Source organism: Micromonospora sp. NPDC051296 (genome assembly GCF_040682255.1).
In the GTDB taxonomy this organism is placed as follows: Bacteria; Actinomycetota; Actinomycetes; order Mycobacteriales; family Micromonosporaceae; genus Micromonospora; species Micromonospora craterilacus.
Map to the genome: position 1 here is coordinate 11802 of NZ_JBFBAO010000030.1, position 19419 is coordinate 31220.

At 71.2% G+C, this 19419-nt stretch carries 17 protein-coding genes and 1 pseudogene; 6 read left to right on the forward strand and 12 right to left on the reverse strand.

The window, feature by feature from the left end; all coding sequences use genetic code 11:
* Positions 1-30: 30 nt before the first annotated feature.
* From AB0M52_RS05610 to AB0M52_RS05630, 5 genes and pseudogenes are all read right to left on the reverse strand, one after another.
* Positions 31-687, reverse strand: coding sequence for a response regulator transcription factor (locus AB0M52_RS05610; protein WP_363949295.1), 657 nt, complete (start codon positions 685-687; stop codon positions 31-33).
* Positions 684-1832 (reverse strand): sensor histidine kinase, encoded by a 1149-nt coding sequence (locus tag AB0M52_RS05615; RefSeq protein ID WP_363949297.1) that lies wholly within the window; start codon positions 1830-1832, stop codon positions 684-686. Before AB0M52_RS05615 ends, AB0M52_RS05610 begins: the two co-directional genes overlap by 4 nt.
* Before the next feature lie 97 nt (positions 1833-1929).
* Positions 1930-2751: an ABC transporter permease gene (locus tag AB0M52_RS05620; RefSeq protein WP_363949299.1), complete on the reverse strand. Its 822-nt coding sequence runs from the start codon at positions 2749-2751 to the stop codon at positions 1930-1932.
* On the reverse strand, positions 2741-3646 hold the full coding sequence (locus tag AB0M52_RS05625; RefSeq protein WP_363949302.1) for an ABC transporter ATP-binding protein: 906 nt from the start codon (positions 3644-3646) through the stop codon (positions 2741-2743). Before AB0M52_RS05625 ends, AB0M52_RS05620 begins: the two co-directional genes overlap by 11 nt.
* Positions 3647-3777: 131 nt before the next feature.
* A pseudogene (locus tag AB0M52_RS05630) lies at positions 3778-5103 on the reverse strand (HD domain-containing protein); the annotation flags it as partial.
* 138 nt (positions 5104-5241) lie between these two features.
* Here AB0M52_RS05630 and AB0M52_RS05635 point away from each other — a divergent pair.
* The gene (locus AB0M52_RS05635) at positions 5242-5892 is read left to right on the forward strand and encodes a helix-turn-helix domain-containing protein (protein ID WP_363949305.1); all 651 of its coding nucleotides are present in this window, start codon (positions 5242-5244) and stop codon (positions 5890-5892) included.
* Here the strand turns inward: AB0M52_RS05635 and AB0M52_RS05640 are convergent.
* Complete coding sequence (locus AB0M52_RS05640) at positions 5889-6107, reverse strand: hypothetical protein (RefSeq protein WP_363949308.1); 219 nt, start codon at positions 6105-6107, stop codon at positions 5889-5891. The genes AB0M52_RS05635 and AB0M52_RS05640 overlap by 4 nt on opposite strands.
* A 361-nt stretch (positions 6108-6468) precedes the next feature.
* Between AB0M52_RS05640 and AB0M52_RS05645 the strand changes: the two genes are divergently transcribed.
* The gene (locus AB0M52_RS05645) at positions 6469-7401 is read left to right on the forward strand and encodes a GNAT family N-acetyltransferase (protein WP_363949311.1); all 933 of its coding nucleotides are present in this window, start codon (positions 6469-6471) and stop codon (positions 7399-7401) included.
* A gap of 166 nt (positions 7402-7567) precedes the next feature.
* On the opposite strand, the gene AB0M52_RS05650 is transcribed toward AB0M52_RS05645, so the two are convergent.
* The gene (locus tag AB0M52_RS05650) at positions 7568-7801 is read right to left on the reverse strand and encodes a hypothetical protein (RefSeq protein WP_363949313.1); all 234 of its coding nucleotides are present in this window, start codon (positions 7799-7801) and stop codon (positions 7568-7570) included.
* 18 nt (positions 7802-7819) lie between these two features.
* Between AB0M52_RS05650 and AB0M52_RS05655 the strand changes: the two genes are divergently transcribed.
* Positions 7820-8176, forward strand: a complete 357-nt coding sequence (locus AB0M52_RS05655) for a nuclear transport factor 2 family protein (protein ID WP_363949316.1) — start codon at positions 7820-7822, stop codon at positions 8174-8176.
* Between the two features lie 187 nt (positions 8177-8363).
* On the opposite strand, the gene rph is transcribed toward AB0M52_RS05655, so the two are convergent.
* A complete protein-coding gene (gene rph, locus AB0M52_RS05660; protein ID WP_363949319.1) occupies positions 8364-10961 on the reverse strand; it encodes a rifamycin-inactivating phosphotransferase in 2598 nt (865 codons plus the stop codon).
* A 1129-nt stretch (positions 10962-12090) separates the two neighbouring features.
* On the opposite strand from rph, the gene AB0M52_RS05665 reads away from it, so the two are divergent.
* Positions 12091-12828, forward strand: coding sequence for a Crp/Fnr family transcriptional regulator (locus AB0M52_RS05665; protein WP_363949322.1), 738 nt, complete (start codon positions 12091-12093; stop codon positions 12826-12828).
* Positions 12829-12893: 65 nt separating this feature from the next.
* On the opposite strand, the gene AB0M52_RS05670 is transcribed toward AB0M52_RS05665, so the two are convergent.
* Positions 12894-14210 carry a hypothetical protein gene (locus tag AB0M52_RS05670; RefSeq protein WP_363949324.1) on the reverse strand — a complete coding sequence of 439 codons (1317 nt, stop codon included), beginning with the start codon at positions 14208-14210 and terminating at the stop codon, positions 12894-12896.
* A 350-nt stretch (positions 14211-14560) separates the two neighbouring features.
* Positions 14561-15544 (reverse strand): NAD(P)-dependent alcohol dehydrogenase, encoded by a 984-nt coding sequence (locus AB0M52_RS05675; protein ID WP_363949327.1) that lies wholly within the window; start codon positions 15542-15544, stop codon positions 14561-14563.
* A gap of 113 nt (positions 15545-15657) precedes the next feature.
* Between AB0M52_RS05675 and AB0M52_RS05680 the strand changes: the two genes are divergently transcribed.
* Positions 15658-16374, forward strand: a complete 717-nt coding sequence (locus tag AB0M52_RS05680; protein WP_363949329.1) for a TetR/AcrR family transcriptional regulator C-terminal domain-containing protein — start codon at positions 15658-15660, stop codon at positions 16372-16374.
* Between the two features lie 22 nt (positions 16375-16396).
* On the opposite strand, the gene AB0M52_RS05685 is transcribed toward AB0M52_RS05680, so the two are convergent.
* Both AB0M52_RS05685 and AB0M52_RS05690 read right to left on the reverse strand, forming a co-directional pair.
* The gene (locus tag AB0M52_RS05685; RefSeq protein ID WP_363949332.1) at positions 16397-16876 is read right to left on the reverse strand and encodes an N-acetyltransferase family protein; all 480 of its coding nucleotides are present in this window, start codon (positions 16874-16876) and stop codon (positions 16397-16399) included.
* A 26-nt stretch (positions 16877-16902) separates the two neighbouring features.
* A complete protein-coding gene (locus AB0M52_RS05690; RefSeq protein ID WP_363949334.1) occupies positions 16903-17919 on the reverse strand; it encodes a helix-turn-helix domain-containing protein in 1017 nt (338 codons plus the stop codon).
* A gap of 70 nt (positions 17920-17989) precedes the next feature.
* Between AB0M52_RS05690 and AB0M52_RS05695 the strand changes: the two genes are divergently transcribed.
* Complete coding sequence (locus tag AB0M52_RS05695; RefSeq protein WP_363949337.1) at positions 17990-19261, forward strand: amino acid permease; 1272 nt, start codon at positions 17990-17992, stop codon at positions 19259-19261.
* Positions 19262-19419 lie beyond the last annotated feature (158 nt).

Genomic DNA, 19419 nt, shown 5'->3' on the forward strand with positions numbered 1-19419 from the left:
CCGCGCCGGCGGACCCGCCGCGCCGGCCGGTCACGACCCGACCAGCCCCGACTGGTACGCGAAGACCACCAGTTGCGCCCGGTCCCGGGCGCCCAGCTTCACCATGGCCCGGCTGACGTGGGTACGCGCGGTGGCCGGGCTCAGCACCAGCCGTTCGGCGATCTCGCCGTTGCTCAGCCCCTCGCCGACCAGCCCCACCACCTCCCGTTCCCGATCGGTGAGGGTGCCGAGACGGGGGTGCGGGCGGGGCACCCGGGCCGGCCGGGTGGCGAACTCCCGGACCACCCGCCGGGTCACCGACGGCGAGAGCAGCGCCTCCCCCTCGGCGACCAGCCGGATCGCCCGCAGCAGCTCGGCCGGCCGGGTGTCCTTGGTGAGGAAGCCGCTGGCCCCGTGCCGCAGCGCGTCGAAGACGTACTCGTCCAGCTCGAACGTGGTCAGCACGATGACCCGGGTGCCGGCCAGCTCCGGGTCGGCGACGATCCGCCGGGTCGCCTCGATCCCGTCGACGCCCGGCATCCGGACATCCATCAGCACCACGTCGGGGCGTACCCGCCGGGCCAGTTCGACGACGGCCACCCCATCGGCCGCCTCGCCGGCCACCGCGAGGTCGTCCTCGCTCTCCACCAGGGCACGCAGCCCGACCCGGATCAGATCCTGGTCGTCGGCGATCAGCACCCGGATCATGACCGCGCCTCCACCGGCAGGCGGGCGTACACCCGGAAGCCGCCCTCGGGGCGCGGCCCGGCCGCGAACTCACCGCCGAGCGCGGCGACCCGCTCCCGCATGCCGGCCAGGCCGTGCCCGTCCGTTGCCGGCGCTCCGCCGGGGCGGGATACCGGGCCGGGCCGGGCACCGGCGGCACCTGGCCGGGGCCCGGTGTCGGTCACCTCCACCGTCACCTCCGTCGGGGCGTAGCCGATCCGGACCGTCGCGGTGGCCGAACCGGCGTGCCGCAGCACGTTGGTCAACGATTCCTGCGCCACCCGGTAGCCGGCCAGGTCCACCGCGGTCGGCAGGTCCCGCGGCTCGCCGGTCACCTCGACGGTCACCGGCAGCCCCGCCCCGGCCAGCCGGTCGCGCAGTTGATCCAGCTGCCCGAGGCCGGGCGTGGGCCGCCGGTCGTCGCCCCGGCGGACCACCGCGAGCGTCACCCGCAGCTCGTCCAGCGCCTCGCGGCTGGTCCGGCTGATCGCGGTCAGCGCCGTCTCCGCCTGTTCGGGTCGCCTGGGCAGCAGGTGGAGGGCGATCTCGGCCTGCATGTAGATCGCGGCCAGCCCGTGCCCCACCACGTCGTGCACCTCCTGCGCGATCCGCAGCCGTTCCTCGTCGGCCAGTTTGCGGGACTGCTCGGCGCGGTTGCGCGCCGTGGCCTCCCGGTTGACCCGGACGGTCACCCCGACCGCGAACGGCACCACGACCCAGGCCGCGCCGGGTCCCACGCCGGCCAGGCCCGCCGTGGTGCCGGCCGAGACGAAGACATGCGTCAGCACGGCCACCAGTGCCGCTCCGGCCGCGACCGCCGCCGGCCGGACCGGCCGGTACGCCGCCACGGTGTAGACGGCGATGAAGAGGGAGATGAGGATCGGCCCGGGCGCGTGGCCGAGTACCAGAAACGCCGAGGTGGCCCCGGCGGTGACCGCCAGCGTGGCCAACGGCCAGCGACGACGGGCGGCCAGCGCCAGCGCCGCCGTCACCACGAGGGCGTACGCCCGGCCGTCGGGCGGGACGGTGCCCGGCTGATCGGCGCCCGCCGGGGCGGTGCCGAACAGCCCGAACAGCACCATGAGCAGAGCCAGACCCAGGTCGAACAGGGGGCTCCTCAGCCGCACCACCCACGGCTGGGCGGCCGGGGCCGGACGCCCGGGGCGGCCACCCGCCAAGGGCCCGGGTTCGCCGGCTGGCGCCGGCCGCCGCGCCTTCATGTCGTCAGACGATGTCACGTCGGTGCAGCAACAGCCCGCCCACGGCGACAAATGCCACCAGATAGCCGGCGATCACCAGCGCGGACTGGCCGCCGCCGACCACCGCCGCGACCCCGGGCGTGTCGCCGGTGGCTCCGAGCGCCGCCGCCAGCGAGCCGGCGTTGGGACCGGGCAGCCCCTTCTGCGCCTCGGCCACCCAGTCGAGCAGTGGCGCGGCGATGACGGCGAGCAGGTTCTGGACGGCCAGCAGCCACACCAGGCCGAGCCCGATGGGCAGGGCCACCCCGCGCAGCGCGATGGCGAGCAGTGCGCCGAGCGCCGCCCACATGGTGGCGATCAGCCAGCCGGCACCGAGCCCGGTGGCCAGGTCCGCCAGCGACGGCCAGGCGACCGGCTGGGACTCGACGCTCGCGATCACCACGCTGGTCGCAGCGCCGGTGGCGAACAGGGCGGCGACGATCACCAGCGCGGCCACGGCCAGTGTCAACAGTTTGCCGCCGTACGCGGCCAGCCGGGTCGGCCCCTGGGTCAACAGGGTCTTCCAGGTGCCCCAGCCGTACTCGCCGCCAACGGTGAGCACGCCGAGGATCAACACGATCGCCCCGAGGAAGACCGGCAGCCCGCCCAGCGAATTCCCGACCAGCTGATCGGGCAACAGCATCGGCAGGGTCCGGTCGCTGTTCGGCCCCTCGGTGCCGCCGGCATAGCTGGCGTACGGGAAGAGGTAGGTGAACAGCAGGGCGAGCAGCAGCGCGAGGACGAGCAGCAGCCACGCGGCCGGCCGCTTGGCCAGCTTGATCATCTCTGCCTGCCAGCTACGCAGCATGGGTCAGCCCTCCCGAGGTCAGCTCCAGAAACACGTCCTCCAGGTCACGTTCGCGCAGCCGCAGCTCGCTGACCGCGACCCCGGCGTCGACCAGTGCGGCGTTGATGGCGGACGCCCGCTCCGGCGCGACAGCCAGCTCAAGGGCACCGTCCACCACCCGTACCCGGTCGTCGCCGAGCAGCGCGCGGGCCAGCCCCGCGGCCCGGTCCACCGGTTCGGCCACCACCCGCAGCGCCGCGGTGCCGCGCAGTTCGGCCACCGAACTCTCGGCGACCAGCCGGCCCTTCGAGATGACTCCGACCCGGTCGCAGATCTGCTGCACCTCGCCGAGCAGGTGACTGGAGAGCAGCACCGTGCAGCCGCCCGCGCCGAGCCGCCGGATCAACGCGCGCATGTCGGCCATGCCGGCCGGGTCCAGGCCGTTGGTCGGCTCGTCGAGGATCAGCAACCTGGGGTCCTTGAGCAGCGCCGCCGCCACGCCCAGCCGCTGCTTCATCCCCAGCGAGTAGGCCGCGTACCGGTCGCCCGCCCGGTCGGTCAGGTCGACCAGGTCGAGCACGACCGGCACCCGGTGCGCTCCGGTTCCCGCGTGCCGCGCGAGCAGCCGCAGGTTGTCCCGGCCGGACAGGTACGGATAGAACGCCGGGCCCTCGATCAACGCCCCGACGCTGCGCAGGTGGCCCGGTTCGCCGGGGCGCGCGCCGAACACGCGTACCTTCCCGCTCGTCGGGCGGATCAGGCCGAGCAGCATCCGCAGCGTGGTGGTCTTGCCGGCACCGTTGGGGCCGAGGAAGCCGTACACCTCGCCGGCCCGGACGGTCAGGTCGAGATCCTGCACGGCGGTCAGGCCGCCGTACCGTTTGCTGAGTCCTTCAGTCTGCACTGGCGGTTTCATGCCCCGAGCGTGCCGGCGCGAGGGGCGGCGCACGTCGCCCGCCGAGCGGCATCGCGCCTACGCTCCGCTACGTATGCCGGCGTTAAGAGGGGGACCCTTTACTACCGGAGGCGTTAATAAGGGGCCCTTCCTTACACCGCGGCGAGGACGGCCGCCTCCAGCCGGTCGCGCTCGGCGTCGGAGGGCCACGAGCCGACGAGGTAGAACGCGTCCACCACGTCGCCGCCGAGGGTGGCGATCCGGGCCGCCCGGACCTGGGCACCGGCGGCGTCCAGCGCGCTGGTCACCCGGTACAACAGGCCGGCGGCGTCGGCGGCGCGCAGCTCCAGCAGCACCGCGTCGGTGGCGGCGTCACGGTGCCAGACCACCCGCGGCTCGGCCCCGGCCCCCCGTGCGGCCAGGGCCCGGCCACGGAGCCGCTGGGTCACCGACACGTCGCCGCCGACCGCGCGGCGCAGGTCGGCGCTGAGCGCCACCGGATCCGGCGACAGCCCGTAACGCGGTTGCACCCGGCACTCGACAAGGGCCCGGCCGTCCACCGTCGACGCGTCGGCGGCGAGTACCTCCAGCCGGTGCAGGGCCAGGCAGCCGGCCACCGTCGCCAGCAGCCCCCGCCGGTCCGCCGCAGCCACCGCCACCCGGTCCCCGGTCAGGTGTACGACCGGCAGCGGTCCCGCCACCAGCGCTGGTTCCGGTGCCGGCGGCTCCGGGACGGCACCGGTGTCGAGCGTGGTCCGGACCCGGGCGACCAGCTCGGCGATCAACCGCCCCTTCCAGTCCGACCAGGCGGCCGGCCCGGTGGCGGCGGCGTCGGCGCGGACCAGCGCGTGCAGCAGGTCGAGGGTGGTCGCGTCGCCGACCGCCTCGGCGACCCGGGCGATGGTGACCGGATCGGCGAGATCCCGGCGGGTGGCCACCTCGGGCAGCAGCAGGTGCAGCCGGACCAGCTTGCCGATCAGCGCCGCCTCCACCGCGGGCAGGCCGATCCGGGTGGCGATCGCCTCCGCGATCGGCGCGCCGACGGTCGAATGGTCGCCCGGGAGACCCTTCCCGATGTCGTGCAGGAACGCGCCGAGCAACAGCAGGTCGGGCCGGTCCACGTCGCGGGTGTGCCGGCTCGCCTCGAAGGCGGTCTGCACCAGGTGCCGGTCGAGGGTGAACCGGTGCACCGGGTTGTGCTGGGGCAGGCTGCGCAGCCGGGTCCATTCCGGCAGCCAGCCGTCGATCAGCCCGTACCGGTCGCAGGTCTCCCAGGCCGGGATCAGACCCGGGCCGGCGCCCAGCAGGGTGGTGAGGGCGGCCCGGGCCGCCGCCGGCCAGGGGGTCGGCAGCGGCGGGCAGTACGCGGCCAGCCACTCGCAGGTGGCCCGGGCGATCGGCAGCCCGGTGGCGGCTGCGGCGGCCGCGACCCGCAGCGAGAGGCTCGGATCGGGGCGGGCCCCGATGGCCGTACGGGCCTGTCCGACGCGGTCACCGCGTACGTCGACGAACTGGCCGCGGCGGCCACCGACGGGTACGCCCTCCAACTGCGCGAGCAGGCCGGCGAGGGTGACCGCCGCCGCCAGCTCGCCGAGCTGCTGCTGCGCGGCGACGGCATGCCCAGCGCCGTCGAGGCGGCGGCGGGCCGGATCGGCTGGCCCGACCTCGACACGGTGGTGCCCGTACTGCTGCCGCTGGACCAGGCACGCGACGCGCGGTTCCGGTTCGGCGCCGACGGCCTGGTCATCGAGCGCGGACGCGACGCCGTGCTGCTGCTGCGCGCCGGCCCCCGGGCGACCCGTGGCCCGTTGACCGAGGCGCTGGCCGGGCGGTGGGCCGTGGTCGGCCCGGAGCTGGGCTGGCCGCAGGTGCCGGCGGCGGCACGCCTCGCCGAGCTGGCCGCCGGGCTGGTCGGGCCCGACCCGGGCCCGGTCTTCGTCGACGACCACCTGATCCCGCTGACCCTGCGCGGCGAGCCGGGCGCGCTGGCCGTGCTCACCGCCCGCCGGCTGGCGCCGCTGGCCGACCTGCGCCCGACGCAGCGGGAGAACCTGCTGGTGACCCTGCACAGCTGGCTGCGGCACTGGGGATCACGTGCCGAGGTCTCCGCCGAGCTGTTCGTCCACCCGCAAACGGTCAGCTACCGCCTCAAACGCCTCCGCGACCTCTACGGCACCGACCTGGACGACCCCACCGCCCGGTTCGAACTCCTGGTAGTGCTCGCCAGCCAGCTCGGCGGCCCGGCACCGAGCGGCGGGCGCCGCTAGGCGGCGCGGCGACCGCCACGCCACCTGTTCGCGTACGGCAGCACGAACAGGTACAGGCCGCTGAGCAGGAGCAGGGCGAGCGGAAGCAGCGGCAGGTAGAACACCCATTCGGCCGGCTCCGCCTGCCCGACGGCGACGAACGCCACGACGACCGTCACCACAAAGGCAATGGACACCCAGCGGTGGATCTGCCGAACCCACTTGTTCCACTTCATCGGGACCCCCTCCGGTGACATCCGTGGTGGTCACGCTAGTTGGAGCCCGTGACCAGGGCTTCTCGATTCCTGACCGGTTCACCGGAACCGTCTGGTGGCATCTCCCGCGCCGATGCGACACGGTTCGGGGGCGTCCATGAGCCGGGAGCAACGCTCCGATCGGCTGAGCGTTGCATCCCATGCTGCCGGGCTGTTGGTTAATGCGTTGCGGTCATCGGCGGCGCTCGGTAGAACTGGCGGCCGAAGCCGACAAGGAAGGAGGGCTGAGCCATGTACGCCACGCACACCGCGCTCGTGTCCTCCCGGGTGACCAGTTGAGCGGAACCCGGAGCGGACGGGGCGCTTCCAGACGGAGCTTGCCTTGACCTTGCACCAGCATGACCTGACCCTGCGCCCGATCACCGGGCCTGACGAGCTGGACCTGTTCAACCGTTTGCCTTACGTCCTCAACGACGAGATTGGCAATGACCTGGCAGCCGGCCGCCGCCGCCCGCATTGGCTGTGGCTCGCACTGCGCGATGATCGCGTCGTGGCCCGGGCCGGATGGTGGTCGCGCGCCGGGGACGAGCACCCACTGTTGATGGACATCTTCGACATCGACGGTGACCTCGACGAGGGCGTGCGGTTGCTGGAGGCCGCACTGCCCGCCGTGGTCCCGGCCGGCGCGACACCCCCGGAGTACGGCCGGTTCCTCCCGGCGGACTGGCGCAACCACCAACACACGCGCCAGGCCGTGGACGACCGGATGGGCGCACTCGAACGCGTCGGAGCCAAACTGTTCGTCGAACGGCTGCGTCTGGAATGGCGACCCGGCACGCCCATCCCCGAGCTCAGCGGGCGGCTCGTCTTCCGGCCGGTACGCCACGCGGGCGAGTTGATCGAGCTGATGACGCTCGTGCTGGACGGCACGCTCGACGGGCACGGTCGCGACGACCTGACCCGCATGACCGCCCGCCAGGCCGCTGAGGAGCAGTACCACAACGAACTCGAACGCTACGCCAGCCCCCACGAGTGGTGGCGGATCGCGACGCTACCGGACGGAGAACCAGTCGGGTTCGTCATCCCGGCGCACAACGGCTACAACCCGATCATCGCGTACCTCGCGGTGCTGCCCGCCCACCGCGGCCACGGCTACATCCACGACGTGCTGGCCACGGGTACGAGTCTGCTCGCAGCCCAGAACGTACCGCGGATCCGGGCAGCCACCGATGTCGGCAACACGCCGATGGCGGCAGCCTTCGCCGGAGCCGGCTACGTCACCTTCGAGCGCCAGATCGACATGACCTGGCGATAAATCACTGGGCGCTGGACCGGCGCCACTCCGTGCCCAGGTCCAGCGCCCGCCGGAAACTCACGAAAACCCGAACGCGAGCCGTGCGTCAGCAGGCCTGAGCTGTTGGCCGCGCCGCCGGCCCGAGCGGACCGCGGCAGAAGCGGTTGAGAGTCGCCTGCGGCCGTCCCTACGCGGTGAGCAGGCGCTCGATCCGCTCGTACTCGGCGGCCATCTCGGGTTCGGCCAGAAAATCGCTGAGATCGGCCGAAACCTGGAAATCGACCTGCTCGATGGAGCGGAGGGCAAGCTCGTAGAGCTCGCCGCGCTGGCCCGCCTCTGAGCTTCGGACAGCCCAAGCAGCCGACGGGCTCGCCTCGATTCTCGACGCCCTCGCCGCACACCTGCAGCAGGGCGATGCCACACCAGAACGGAGAACACCGTGACCCAAAAAACCCAGCGCGACCTCGTCGCAGAGTACTTCGAAGGATTCCGGACGAGCGACCACCCGCGAATCCTCGCGACCCTGACCGACGACGTCGAGTGGGTCATCCACGGCCACCGGACCACCCGAGGCAAGGCGGAGTTCGACGGCGAGATCGAGAACCCGGCGTTCACCGGCAGCCCCGAACTCGACATCCAGCGTATCCACGAGGACGGCCCGGTCGTCGTCACCACCGGCGAAGGCCACGGCACCAGCGTCGACCACGGGCCATTCCGGTTCGCCTTCAACGACCTGTTCACGTTCCGCGGCGGGCTTATCGCCCGCGTCGACTCCTACGTCGTCCCGCTGCCCTGAGGCGCGCGACTCATCCTGCTGTCAAGGCCCTTGCACGCATTCTCACCGACCCGTTCGGTGACGAGCGGGCGACGTGCCCGCCGGGGCGACCGGAGCACCCTACCGGCGGCTTGCGAGTCGCGCCGCCGGTCGACCCGACACCGTGGCGACGAGGAAGGCGGCGAGTGGCGGGCCGGTGGGTGGTCAGTCAGGGCAGAATCTCGACGTACCCGTCGCTTCCGTGTACGCGGATCCGCTGCCCATCCCGAATCAGCCGGGTGGCATCTACCACGCTGACGACAGCCGGCAGGCCGTACTCCCGGGCGATCACTGCGCCGTGTGTCATCAAGCCTCCGACCTCCGTCACCAGGCCTGTGATGGCGACGAAGAGGGGCGTCCAGCTCGGGTCCGTGTGGGCCGTGACGAGGATGTCACCCGGTTCGAGATCAGCCTGGGCCATGTCCAGGATGACGCGGGCGCGTCCTTCGATGGTCCCGGCGGAGACCGGTAGGCCGATCAGGGCACCGGCCGGCAGGTCGTCGCGTCGGTACGCCCCGGCGATGACCTCGCCATCCGATGTCAGCACCCGGGGCGGCGTGAGCGCGTGGTACGACCGGAACGCGTCCTTGCGCTGCTGGATCAGCTTGTCATCCACCTGGTTCGAGCGTACGACGTCGTGGAGCTCCTTGAACGTGAGGTAGAAGACGTCCTCCTTGTCGGGGAGCACGTTGGCCTGCACGAGGCGCTCGGCCTCTTCGAGCAGGGCCTGCTTGTAGACGAAGTAGCGGCTGACGATGCCGTACTTCGGGTACTCCCGGTAGCCGATGAAGGTCCGGACCCGGTCGATCATCCGCTTGGTCTCGTCGGCCTTCTGCTTCCCGTCCGGCAGTGCCCGCAGGCGTTCGAGCACCTCCTGCGCCTTCCTCTGCGCCTCCTGCCGTCCTTGCTCGAAGCGCCGCTCGGCGGCGCCCGGCTCGAAGTTCCTGACGTTGTCGAGGATCACGGGCACGAGCGTGGTGGGGCGTTCGCGCCAACGCGGCCTCGTGATGTCGATCTCGCCGACGCAGCGCATGCCGTACCGGTCGAGGTAGGCCTCGATGGCGTCGCGCGCTTCGGTCCCGCCCGCGAGCTTCGGCAGCTCGTCCAGGAAGCCGTCGTTCTCGACGCCTTGCAGGAACGCCACCACCTCCGGATGCGGGCGGATCACGTCCGCGACGTCGAGCAGCGCCAGACCCATCTCCGACGTGACGTTGCCGGGGGCGGACAGCGTGAGGATGTCGGCCGCGTTCTTCTCGCCGAGCCATTCCCGCAGCCGGTCGTTGAGCCACCAGGTGGCCTCCATCCCCGCCATGATCGCCTGGATGCTCAATGGCTCGCTGAGGGCCCGCTTGTGCTCCTGGAAGGCCTCCAGCAGGAAGTCGAACAGCGCCGGTCCGGTCCTCGTCCGGACGTCACGCCGCAGGGCGGCGATGGACGCCTGGCTGCGCTCGATCAGCTCGGTGACGATGGCCGGATCGGTCTCGATCGGGGCGGCCGCGCCGCCGACCGGGGGTCCGCCGGGGCCGCCGTCCGGGAGCGCCGGGACGAAGTCGTGGCGGTCGAGGACGGTCTCCAGCGCGTCCCTGATCAGCGGATCGGACCTCCCCGCCATCTCCAGGAGGCCGGCGCGGCTCGCGGGCGAGGCCAGGCGTCGGGTCACGTCGACGAACAGCCTCCCGCCGGCCTCGTGCATCGGCGCCATGGCCGTCAGCTGCCACACGGAGAGGCCCAGTGGCTTCATGGGGTCGGTCATCATCTGCTGATGACCGACGGAGAGGTAGACGTGGTTCTCCCGGTCCCGGGCCGCGGGGATAGGGAACAGCGTGGTGATTGGCCGGCTCTGCACGATCCGGAAGTCCTCGTCGACCAGGCACCATTCGATGTCCTGCGGGCGGCCGAAATGCGCTTCGATCCGCCGCCCGAGCTGCACCAGCCGCACGACCTGCGCATCCGTCAGCGCCGGCTGTTCCTGCCGCTGCGGGTCGATCGCCACTTCCTGCGTCCCGCCGGCCGGCAGGGGGTGCACGGCACGCTGTTTGGCGACGACCGTCTTGGCGACGACCTCGCCGTCGCGCACCTTGAAGACGTCCGGGTTCACCAGGCCGGAGACCAGGGCCTCGCCGAGGCCGAAGCCGGCGTCCACGGTGGCGACCTTTCGGTTGCCTGTGACGGGATCGGCCGTGAACAGGATGCCGGCCGCATCCGGGAAGACCATCTGCTGTACGACCACGGCCATCTGGACCCTCCGGTGGTCGAAGCCGTTCCGCAGGCGGTAGGTCACGGCCCGCTCGGTGAACAGCGACGCCCAGCACCGGCTGAGGTACTGGAGGATCGTTTCCGGCCCCACGACGTTCAGGTACGTGTCCTGCTGGCCCGCGAAGGAGGCCGTCGGCATGTCCTCCGCCGTCGCGCTGGATCGCACCGCGTAGGCGGCTTGCTCGCCGAACTGGGCGAGCGCGCGGGTGATCGCCGCCGCCAGATCGCCCGGAATGGCAATCCCTTCGATGGTCCGGCGGATCTCCGCGCTGAGCGTGCGGATCGCCTCCCGGTCATCCGGGTTCAGGCGCGACAGTTGGGCGAGCCGATCGTCGATCGACGGCGCCTCCGCCATGACCTGCCGGAAGGCGGCCGTCGTCACACAAAACCCAGCCGGCACGTGGATGTCTTCGATCCGCGACAGCCCGCCCAGGTGCGCGGCCTTGCCGCCAACGACCGCGACCTGCGTCTCGTCGACCTCTTGAAGATCCAACACGTACGGCTCGATCATTGCAATGCCTCCGAGGCGGTCGGGCGGCGCGCACCCGCGAATCTCATCAGCGGTTCGAGGTCGCCGCGTCCTCGGTACATCGACAACGCACCCACGTCGTGCCCCCCGGTTTCCTCGTCGGTGCTGTATCCGGCCGCCGATTCTGCGACAAGACCCGGGTCTTGCCGCAAGCCCCCCTGTGCGCTATACGTTGGAAGTGGCAGGGGTGAGATCTTCTTGCCTTTGCCGACGCCGGTGGCTGCGGCCGTGCCGCCCGGGTGGGCTTGGCCAGCGCGATCGTCGGTCAGCTCATCATCGTCGTGGCCGAGGTGATCTGGTCGAGCAACCGGGACCTCAGCGACGGTCGGCGTCGGGTTCAGCCGGCGCTTTCAGCCTTGTGTCTCGAACCACCGCCCCGTGAGTTCGCGTGCCCTGTGGTGGATGTGGGCAATCCCTGACTGGCTGTTGAACGCGGCGAACGGCCACATGAGGACGAGGATGGCGAGCTCTTCCGACGGCAGTGTCCCGTGGGCGAGTCGCGAGGCGGGTGCCGAACGGTGACGCTGCGACTTGTCCTGATCATCCCGAATCACACTGAGCGCGATAGATGGGCTGTCATTCCCATTGGCTGATGTACTCGCCGGATTCGGCTGATCCTGACCGGGTGGCCATATTTGGGGAACCGTTCGGTTCGCCGGTGCGGGTTAAACGCGCGACAGACGGAAGGCCGGGCAACTCGCTAGCGTAACAGGAACAGAAATCAAGATCATTAGCAGTCCGGCACGGATTCCTGGGGGGACCGCTGTGTGTCTGACACTGAGCACACCGACTCAACGATGTGGCGGCATTGATTGCCGCCGGGCAGGCAGCAGCCGTAAGCAACGGCAGCGGCAGCGGCATCGGTGAACCTCGGAGGGGTTTACCTGGGTCCCACCGGCGGGCCTCCCGCAATTCACGCCGGCCACGACAAAATTCGTTCTCAGAGTCTCTCGCGCGCTCTCTCCCGACCTGGTCGGTGCCAGTCGTCGAGGCCGGACGGGGCGGGTCGCCGGCGGCCCGCGCCCGAGGACCCACTGCCCGCTCAAAGACCGCGTTCTGGCTACCGGTACCGAGCTGACGGCGGATCTGAACGGTGCGAGAAGCGATGACCATGACCAGTACGCAGACCGTCGCGAGCGTCCTCGACGACATGCTCGTTCCGCGAGGATCCGAGCTTACTGTTCGTCTGATGGAGGGCATAAAGCCCACTCTCCGCTCACTTGCCATCCCGACCCGCCGGGTCGAACTAGCTTGCGGCGAACTGCTGCACCAGCCGGGCGCGACCGACGGCCGCGTCTATCTCATCGAAAGTGGTGCGGTATGTCTGGAGCATTACTCTCCGACCGGGCGTCGGACCATCCTCGACGTGTTGTCGACAAACGAGTATTTCGGCGAGGATTCGCTTCCCGGTATGCCGAGTCAGTACACTCCCGCCGCCGTAACCGCGACGAAACTTATCGGGGTGGAAAGCGCCGTTCTGCACAGCCTCCTGCGTGACGCGAATGTTTTCGACGTGTGGCAGCACAGTCAAATATTGAAAGCCCGCCGGCACCGATCGCTGCTGTTGCAACATGCCATCTCCGACAGCGAGGCCCGGCTGGCGATGTGCCTGCTCGACATGGCACAGAGCTTCGGCACGAGCACCGGCCAGGACGTTCGGATCGGCCTGAAGCTCCGCCACGAGGACTACGCCGCGATGATTGGCACGACCCGGTCCCGCGTCGGCCTGTTCCTGCAACGCTTCACCGATCGCAAGATGATCCGGAAATCGCCGTGCGGGGCGATCGTCGCCAACCCCCGCATCATCGTCGGATACATCATGGAGCGTATGGGCCTGCCCCCGACCTGAGCGGGCCTGCTACGCCCTCGACTCCCCTTGCGGCCACGACCGGCTGCAAGGGGAGTCGGAGAGGTTCACTGCTGGCCGCTCGGCTCCACGACCGGCGCCGCGAGCGCGGCGGTGTTCGCCGGTGCTGCGGGCATTGCCGCTCGCGCCTTGGCTCGATCCGACCGGATGGCCTGCCGGCGGCGGCGCTCCCGCGTGCTCTGGTAGAGGCTGCGCCCCCACAGCAGCAGGCCGCCACCGTCGAGGAGGACGCCGATGACCGCCACGGTGACGAAGTCGATGGATCCCATCATGGAATCCTGGCCGGTGGCGAAGAGGATGAACTGGTACAGGAACCCCCACAGGAGTGGGATGCCGACGAAGACCAGCATCAGGAGCGCTATCAGGCGCCCACCGAGCCACGCGACGGAGTACCACCGGACGATCCGCATCTCCCGCTTCGGCACCCCCGACTGGTCCACCCGGGACTTGCGCCGCCGCACCAGGTTGCGCAGGAAGTCCTCGGTGTCGGACATCAGGTTCCGGCAGCCCAGGGCCGTGGCGACGATGTAGTAGCCGTCGGTACGCATGAACAGGAACGACTGCCAGATGATCCGGACCAGGTACGTGAACAACAGTGCCGTCAGCAGCAGCCCGACCCACTCCGGCAGCTGCAGGTAACCGTGCCGATTCGCCCACAGCGCGAGAACGAAGGACGAGGCGAGTACCCCGTCGATGAGCGTGCCGGCGATGAACGCGACGAAGCGCTGGCGTTTCGGTGCCAACCAGATGCCGCTCATGTCGGTCTGGACCACCAGGATGTACAGCTGGTTGCCGATGACGAGCCTCGACGGCACGCCGGCCGCCCGCGCCGCGATCATGTGAGCGGCCTCGTGGATCGCGACCCCGACCAGCGTCAGGATGAACGTCGCCCAGGTCAGGGCCGCGAAGTGGATGGGGAACAGCAGCGTCTCGCCGGGCGTCGGCAGCAGACCTGGATCGTCCACGACGAGGTACACCCCGGCCGCGACGATCAGGACGCAGGCGATCATCACCGGGAGGCTGACCAGGCGGCGGGCGACAGTCGGGCTGATCCAGTTCAGGCTCCAGCTGCGCCGGGGTTTGCGAGCCGGAGTCGCGGCGGCGACCGGGCCGGCGACGGCAGCCGCGATCTTCTCGTCGATCTCGACGAAGCCCTCGTCACCGAGGGCGTCCAGGAAATCGGTGATGTCGGGCGTCTCGGAGTACTTCTCTTCGTACAGGCGAACCGCCTCGCCCACCGACTTGCCGGCGGCCAGCGAGTGGAGGAGGTCCAGCCCTTCGACGGGGATGGACAGGAACACCTGCCGTTCGACGTCGCCGATGATGACGGCGTCGCCCTCCGGCCGGTGGTCGAAGGGGCGCACTCTGACAAGTGTGTCTGGCGGATAGCCGGCCATGGTTCGTCGTCCTTTTCGCTCATTTGGCAGGCGGGGTCGATGAAGGCCGGCACCCGGAGTTGCCATCCGGGTGCCGGCCTTCGCGTGGGGCATCACCGTCAGGAGACAACGCACGCAGCAGCGACAGCGCTGGTCTTCACCGACTCCAGCCGGCGCACCGTGAGCTTCTTCATGACATCACCTCCTCGCGATATCGGAGAGGACAACGATGCCTGCCGCGGGAGTGATCGTCTGCTCACTTATGTACATACACCGATCGGTAGGATGGTCACCGGAACTCGCTGCCGAGCGTGAACTGGCCGCAGCCGCGGTTGACCTCAGATGGTGACGACCACTTTGGATCGCGCGTGCTCACCTTCGAGGTACCGGATGGCCTCGGGTACCTCGTGGAGCGGGTAGCTCCGGTCGATGGCCGGGGTGAGCCGGCCGGACTCGGCGTGGGTGCGGAGCGTGTCGAGGTGTTGCCGGCTGGGTGCCGTGCTGAGTGCGACGATGCGGTGTCGGACGAAGGGCGCCAGCAGCCGCCCGCGGGCGAGGAGCCAGACCGGTCCGATGAGACTGCCCCCGCCGTACACGCCGCCCCCGGAGAGGACCAGGGTCCCGGTCGGAGTCAGCGCCCGCCGGAGCGCGGTGAGTGAGCGGTTGCCGACCAGGTCGAACACGACGTCGTGGCGGCGGGCGTCGTGGGTGAAGTCGTCGCGGGTGTAGTCGACGACGTGGTCGGCGCCGAGGGAGCGGACCAGTTCGACGTTGCGGGTGCTGCACACCCCGGTCACGGTGGCACCGAGCACCTTCGCCAGTTGGACGGCCAGGGTGCCGACGCCGCCGGAGGCGCCGTTGATGAGGACACGGTGGCCGGGCTGGACCTGGCCGACGTCGCGCAGCCCCATGAGCGCGGTGACACCGGCCAGCGGCAGGGCGGCGGCCTGCTGCGGCGTCAGGTTCGCCGGCTTCGGCGCGACCATCGTCGCGGGCACGCATACGTACTCGGCGAACGCGCCGTTGGCGTCGCCGAGATCACCGAAGACGGCGTCTCCCGGGCGTACCCCTTGGACGTCGCTGCCGACGGCCTCGACCCGGCCGGCGAAGTCGCGGCCACGGATGCGCGCCCGGGGCCGCGATCGGCCCAGGGCCAACCGCGCCATCCGGGGATCGCCCCGCATGACATGCCAGTCGTACGCGTTGAGCGCGGCAGCCTCGACCCGCACGAGCACCTCGTCGGCGGCTGGCACCGGTGTGTCGATGTCCGCGAGCGTGAGTGTCTCCGGCGGGCCGTACCGGTCCTGGACGATCGCCTTCATCTTTCCCTCCCCTCCGGTGTACGGCGTACACCTCATGTGCATGAATGTAGGTGTACGCCGTACACCTGTCAAGGCGGTTATGGTCTAACCGCCACAGAAAGACGAGGACCGAGATGGCTGAGCAGGCTGAAGTGCTGCGCCGGGCGCCGCTGAGCAGGGACCGGATCCTGCGCGCCGCCGTCGCGCTGGCAGATGAGGCCGGGATCGAGTCCCTCAGCATGCGCAACCTCGCCCAGGATCTGGGCGTCGTGCCGATGGCCCTCTACAAGCACGTGGCCAACAAGGACGAACTGCTCGACGGCATGATCGACGTGGTTGTCAGCGAGATCGACCCGTTGGTGCCCGACGCCGACTGGAAGCACACGGTCCGCGAACGCATCCTCTCGGCCCGGCAGGTGCTGCTGCGCCACCCCTGGGCGCCGCTCGCGATCGAGTCGCGGAACATGGCGACGCCGGCCATCCTCGCGTACCTCGACTCGATGGTCGGGACGATCCGGGCCGGCGGGTTCTCCGCCAACCTCGCCCACCACGTGATGCACGTGATGGGCAGTCGGATCCTGGGCTTCAGCCAGGAGCTGTTCGACGCCGCCCGGAACGCCGGCCGGTCCGGCGCGACCATCCCAGAACCGCCGGCCGCCCTACCGCCGGAGGTCGCGACCCGGTTCCCGCACCTCGCGGAGATCGCCACGGCCGCGTCCCACGACGACGCGTCGGTCGTGGGGCAGGGCTGCGACGACCAGTTCGAGTTCGAGTTCGCGCTGGACCTGCTGCTCGACGGCATCGAAAGACTGCACCAGCAAAGCTGGACGTCTTCGGGCCGACCCCACTGACGCCTGGGTACGGCTGGGAGGCTCAGGCGACGGTGGGGCTGCGGCGTTCGATGAGGATGACGTCACGCCAGCGGTCGTGGTGGCGGCCGAGGCGTTCGCGGGTGCCGATGGCGCGGAAGCCGCAGGCGCGGTGCAGGGCGAGGCTGGCGGTGTTCTCGGGGAAGACCCCGGATTGGATGGTCCAGATCCCGGCCCGTTCGGTGGAGTCGACCAGTCCTTGAAGCAGGAGTCGCCCGACGCCCCGCCCCTGCGCGTCGGGGTGGACGTAGACGGAGTGCTCCACGACTCCCGCGTATACGCAGCGGTCGGAAACCGCGCTGCACGCGACCCAGCCGAGCACGGTGCCCGGATCGGCGGGGTCGAGGGCGACCCAGCGGTGCCCAGGCAGGCGGGTGGCGGTGAAGCGGTCCCAGGTGGGTGGTTCGGTTTCGAAGGTGGCGTTGCCGGTGGCGATCCCGTGCCGGTAGATGCCGACCACGTCCTGGGCATGGGCGTCGGTCATCGGCGCCAGAATCGGCCGGGGCGTCATCACCGAAGGGTGGCCAAGCCGTTCGGCTGCGGCTGGGCGGTGCGCCGCGCGGTCGTGGCGACCCGGTACCGGAAGACGTGCCGGTAGGTCTGCGGGGTCATCCCGCTGATCCGCCCGAAGTGCTGGCGCAGGTTCGCGCCGGTGCCGAAGCCGGTGCGGTGGGCGATCCGCTCCACCGGGTCGTCCGTGGTCTCCAGCAGTTCCTGCGCCAGCCGGACCCGTTGCTCCAGCAGCCACTGCAGCGGCGTGGTGCCGAGGGTGTCGCGGAACCGCCGGGCCAGGGTGCGGGGGCTCAGGTTCGCCGCGCGGGCCAGGTCGTTCACCGACAGCGGCTGATCGAGCCGACCTCGGGCCCACTCCAGCACCGGGCCGAGGTCGGCGGGGGAGACACCCCGCACCGGCGGTGCCGGGTACTGGGTGTGATCGGCGGCGCGCTGCGGTGCCACCACCATCCGCCGGGCGACCTCGTGGGCCACCGCGGCGCCGTGGTCCTGCCGGACCAGGTGCAGGCACAGGTCGATGGCAGCGGCCGTACCCGCCGAGGTGAGGATGTTGCCCTCGTCCACGTACAGCACCCGGGGGTCGAGGTCGACGAGCGGGAACCGGGCCGCGAAGTCCTGCGCGTTCATCCAGTGCGTCGTCGCGCGGCGGCCGTCGAGCAGACCCGCCGCGGCGATGGCGTACGCGCCGGTGCAGATGCCCACGATGCGCTTGCCCCGGGCGTACGCCACCCGCAACGCCTCGACCAGACCGGCGGGCGGATCGATCTGGGTCGGACGGGCGCAGCCGGGCACCAGCACCGTGTCGGCCTCGACAAGATCGTCCAGGCCGTACGCCGGGTCGAGCCAGGAACCCCCGGTGGTGCGCAACGGGCCGGGCTCGGCCGCGCACAGGCGCATCTCGTACCACGGGTCGGCGATGTCACGCCGGTCCGTGCCGAACACCTCCTGCGGCACCGCCAGCTCGAAGATCGGCAGGTTGTCGGTCACCGCCACCGCGACGACGTGCGTACGCATGGCAGGAATCTAACGCAGCTCGGCGCCAATCCGACTGTCCCGTCCGGCCGTACCCGACGACGGTGGTCCCATGACTCAGACCCAACCCGCGCCGGTGGCCGGCGGTCGGCTGACCGCCGCCCAGGGCACCGCGCTCTACGTCGGTGCCGTGCTGGGCACCGGGGTGATCGCGCTTCCCGCGCTGGCGGCCGAGGCGGCCGGCCCCGCGTCGCTGCTCGCCTGGCTGCTGCTCGTCGTTCTTTCCGCCCCGCTGGCGGCGACCTTCGCCGCGCTCGGCTCCCGCTACCCGGACGCGGGCGGCGTCTCGACGTACGCCCGGATGGCCTTCGGACCGCGGGCCGCGGCCGTCGTCGGTTGGTGCTTCTACTTCGCGGTGCCGCCCGGCGCCACCGCGGCGGCGCTGTTCGGCGGCGCGTACGTCGAAGCCGCGATCGGCGGCGGCCGGGCCACCGTGGCGGTCACCGCCGTGCTGCTGATGGCCGCGGTCACCATCACCAACCACTCGGGCGTGCAGCTGGCCGGGCGGGTGCAGCTCGCCCTGGCCGGCGTCCTGGTCGCCTTCCTCCTGCTGGCCGTGCTGCTCTCGCTGCCGCACGCCTCCGCCGGCAACCTCCGGCCGTTCGCCCCGCACGGCTGGACCGCGATCGGCCCGGCCGCCGCACTGCTGATGTGGAGCTTCGTCGGTTGGGAGGCGATCACCCACCTCACCGGTGAGTTCCGCCGACCGGCGCGGGACCTGCCGCGGGCCACCACCGCGGCGGTCGTGGTGGTCGGCGCGCTTTACCTGGGGGTGGCCGTTGCGACCATCGCGGTGCTCGGGTCGGCGGCGGCCGGGGCCGACGCGCCGCTGGGCGAGCTGTTCGCCGTCGCGCTCGGCGGCGACGCCCGTTGGCTGGCCGCCGGGGCGGCGCTGCTGCTCACCTTCGGCGCGATGAACGCCTACTACGCCGGTGCGGCGAAGCTCGGCGCGGCGCTCGGCCGCGACGGTGCGCTGCCCGGCTGGCTCACCCGGGGCAGTGTGGCCGGTGAGGTACCCCGGCGCAGCCTCGCCGTCACCGCCGCCCTGGCGTTCCTGGCCCTGGCCGTGGTGGTCGCCGCCGGGCTGGGCACCCGGCCGCTGGTCCTGCTCGCGACCGGCTCCTTCGTCACCGTCTACGTCATCGGCGTCGCGGCGGCACTGCGGCTGCTGCCCCGGCGCAGCCGGGCCTGGTACGCCGCCGCCGCGACCATCGGCGTGGTGTTGTTCCTGCTGGTCATGACCGGTGTCTACCTGATCTGGCCGGTGGTGGTCACCGGGGCGGCCCTGCTCTACCTCCGGCTACGCGGCGCCGGTCGCGGCTGAGGCCGCACCCTGGCCGTGACCACTCCAGCGCGGTCCAACCCACCGACGGCCGCGCGGATCGATCCGGCGACGCGGGGGAGTTGGTAGGCTGGGCCCGGCGCGGATCAACCGCGCGATCCGGGTACGAGGAGCGAGACATGCTGACGGGGGACGACGAC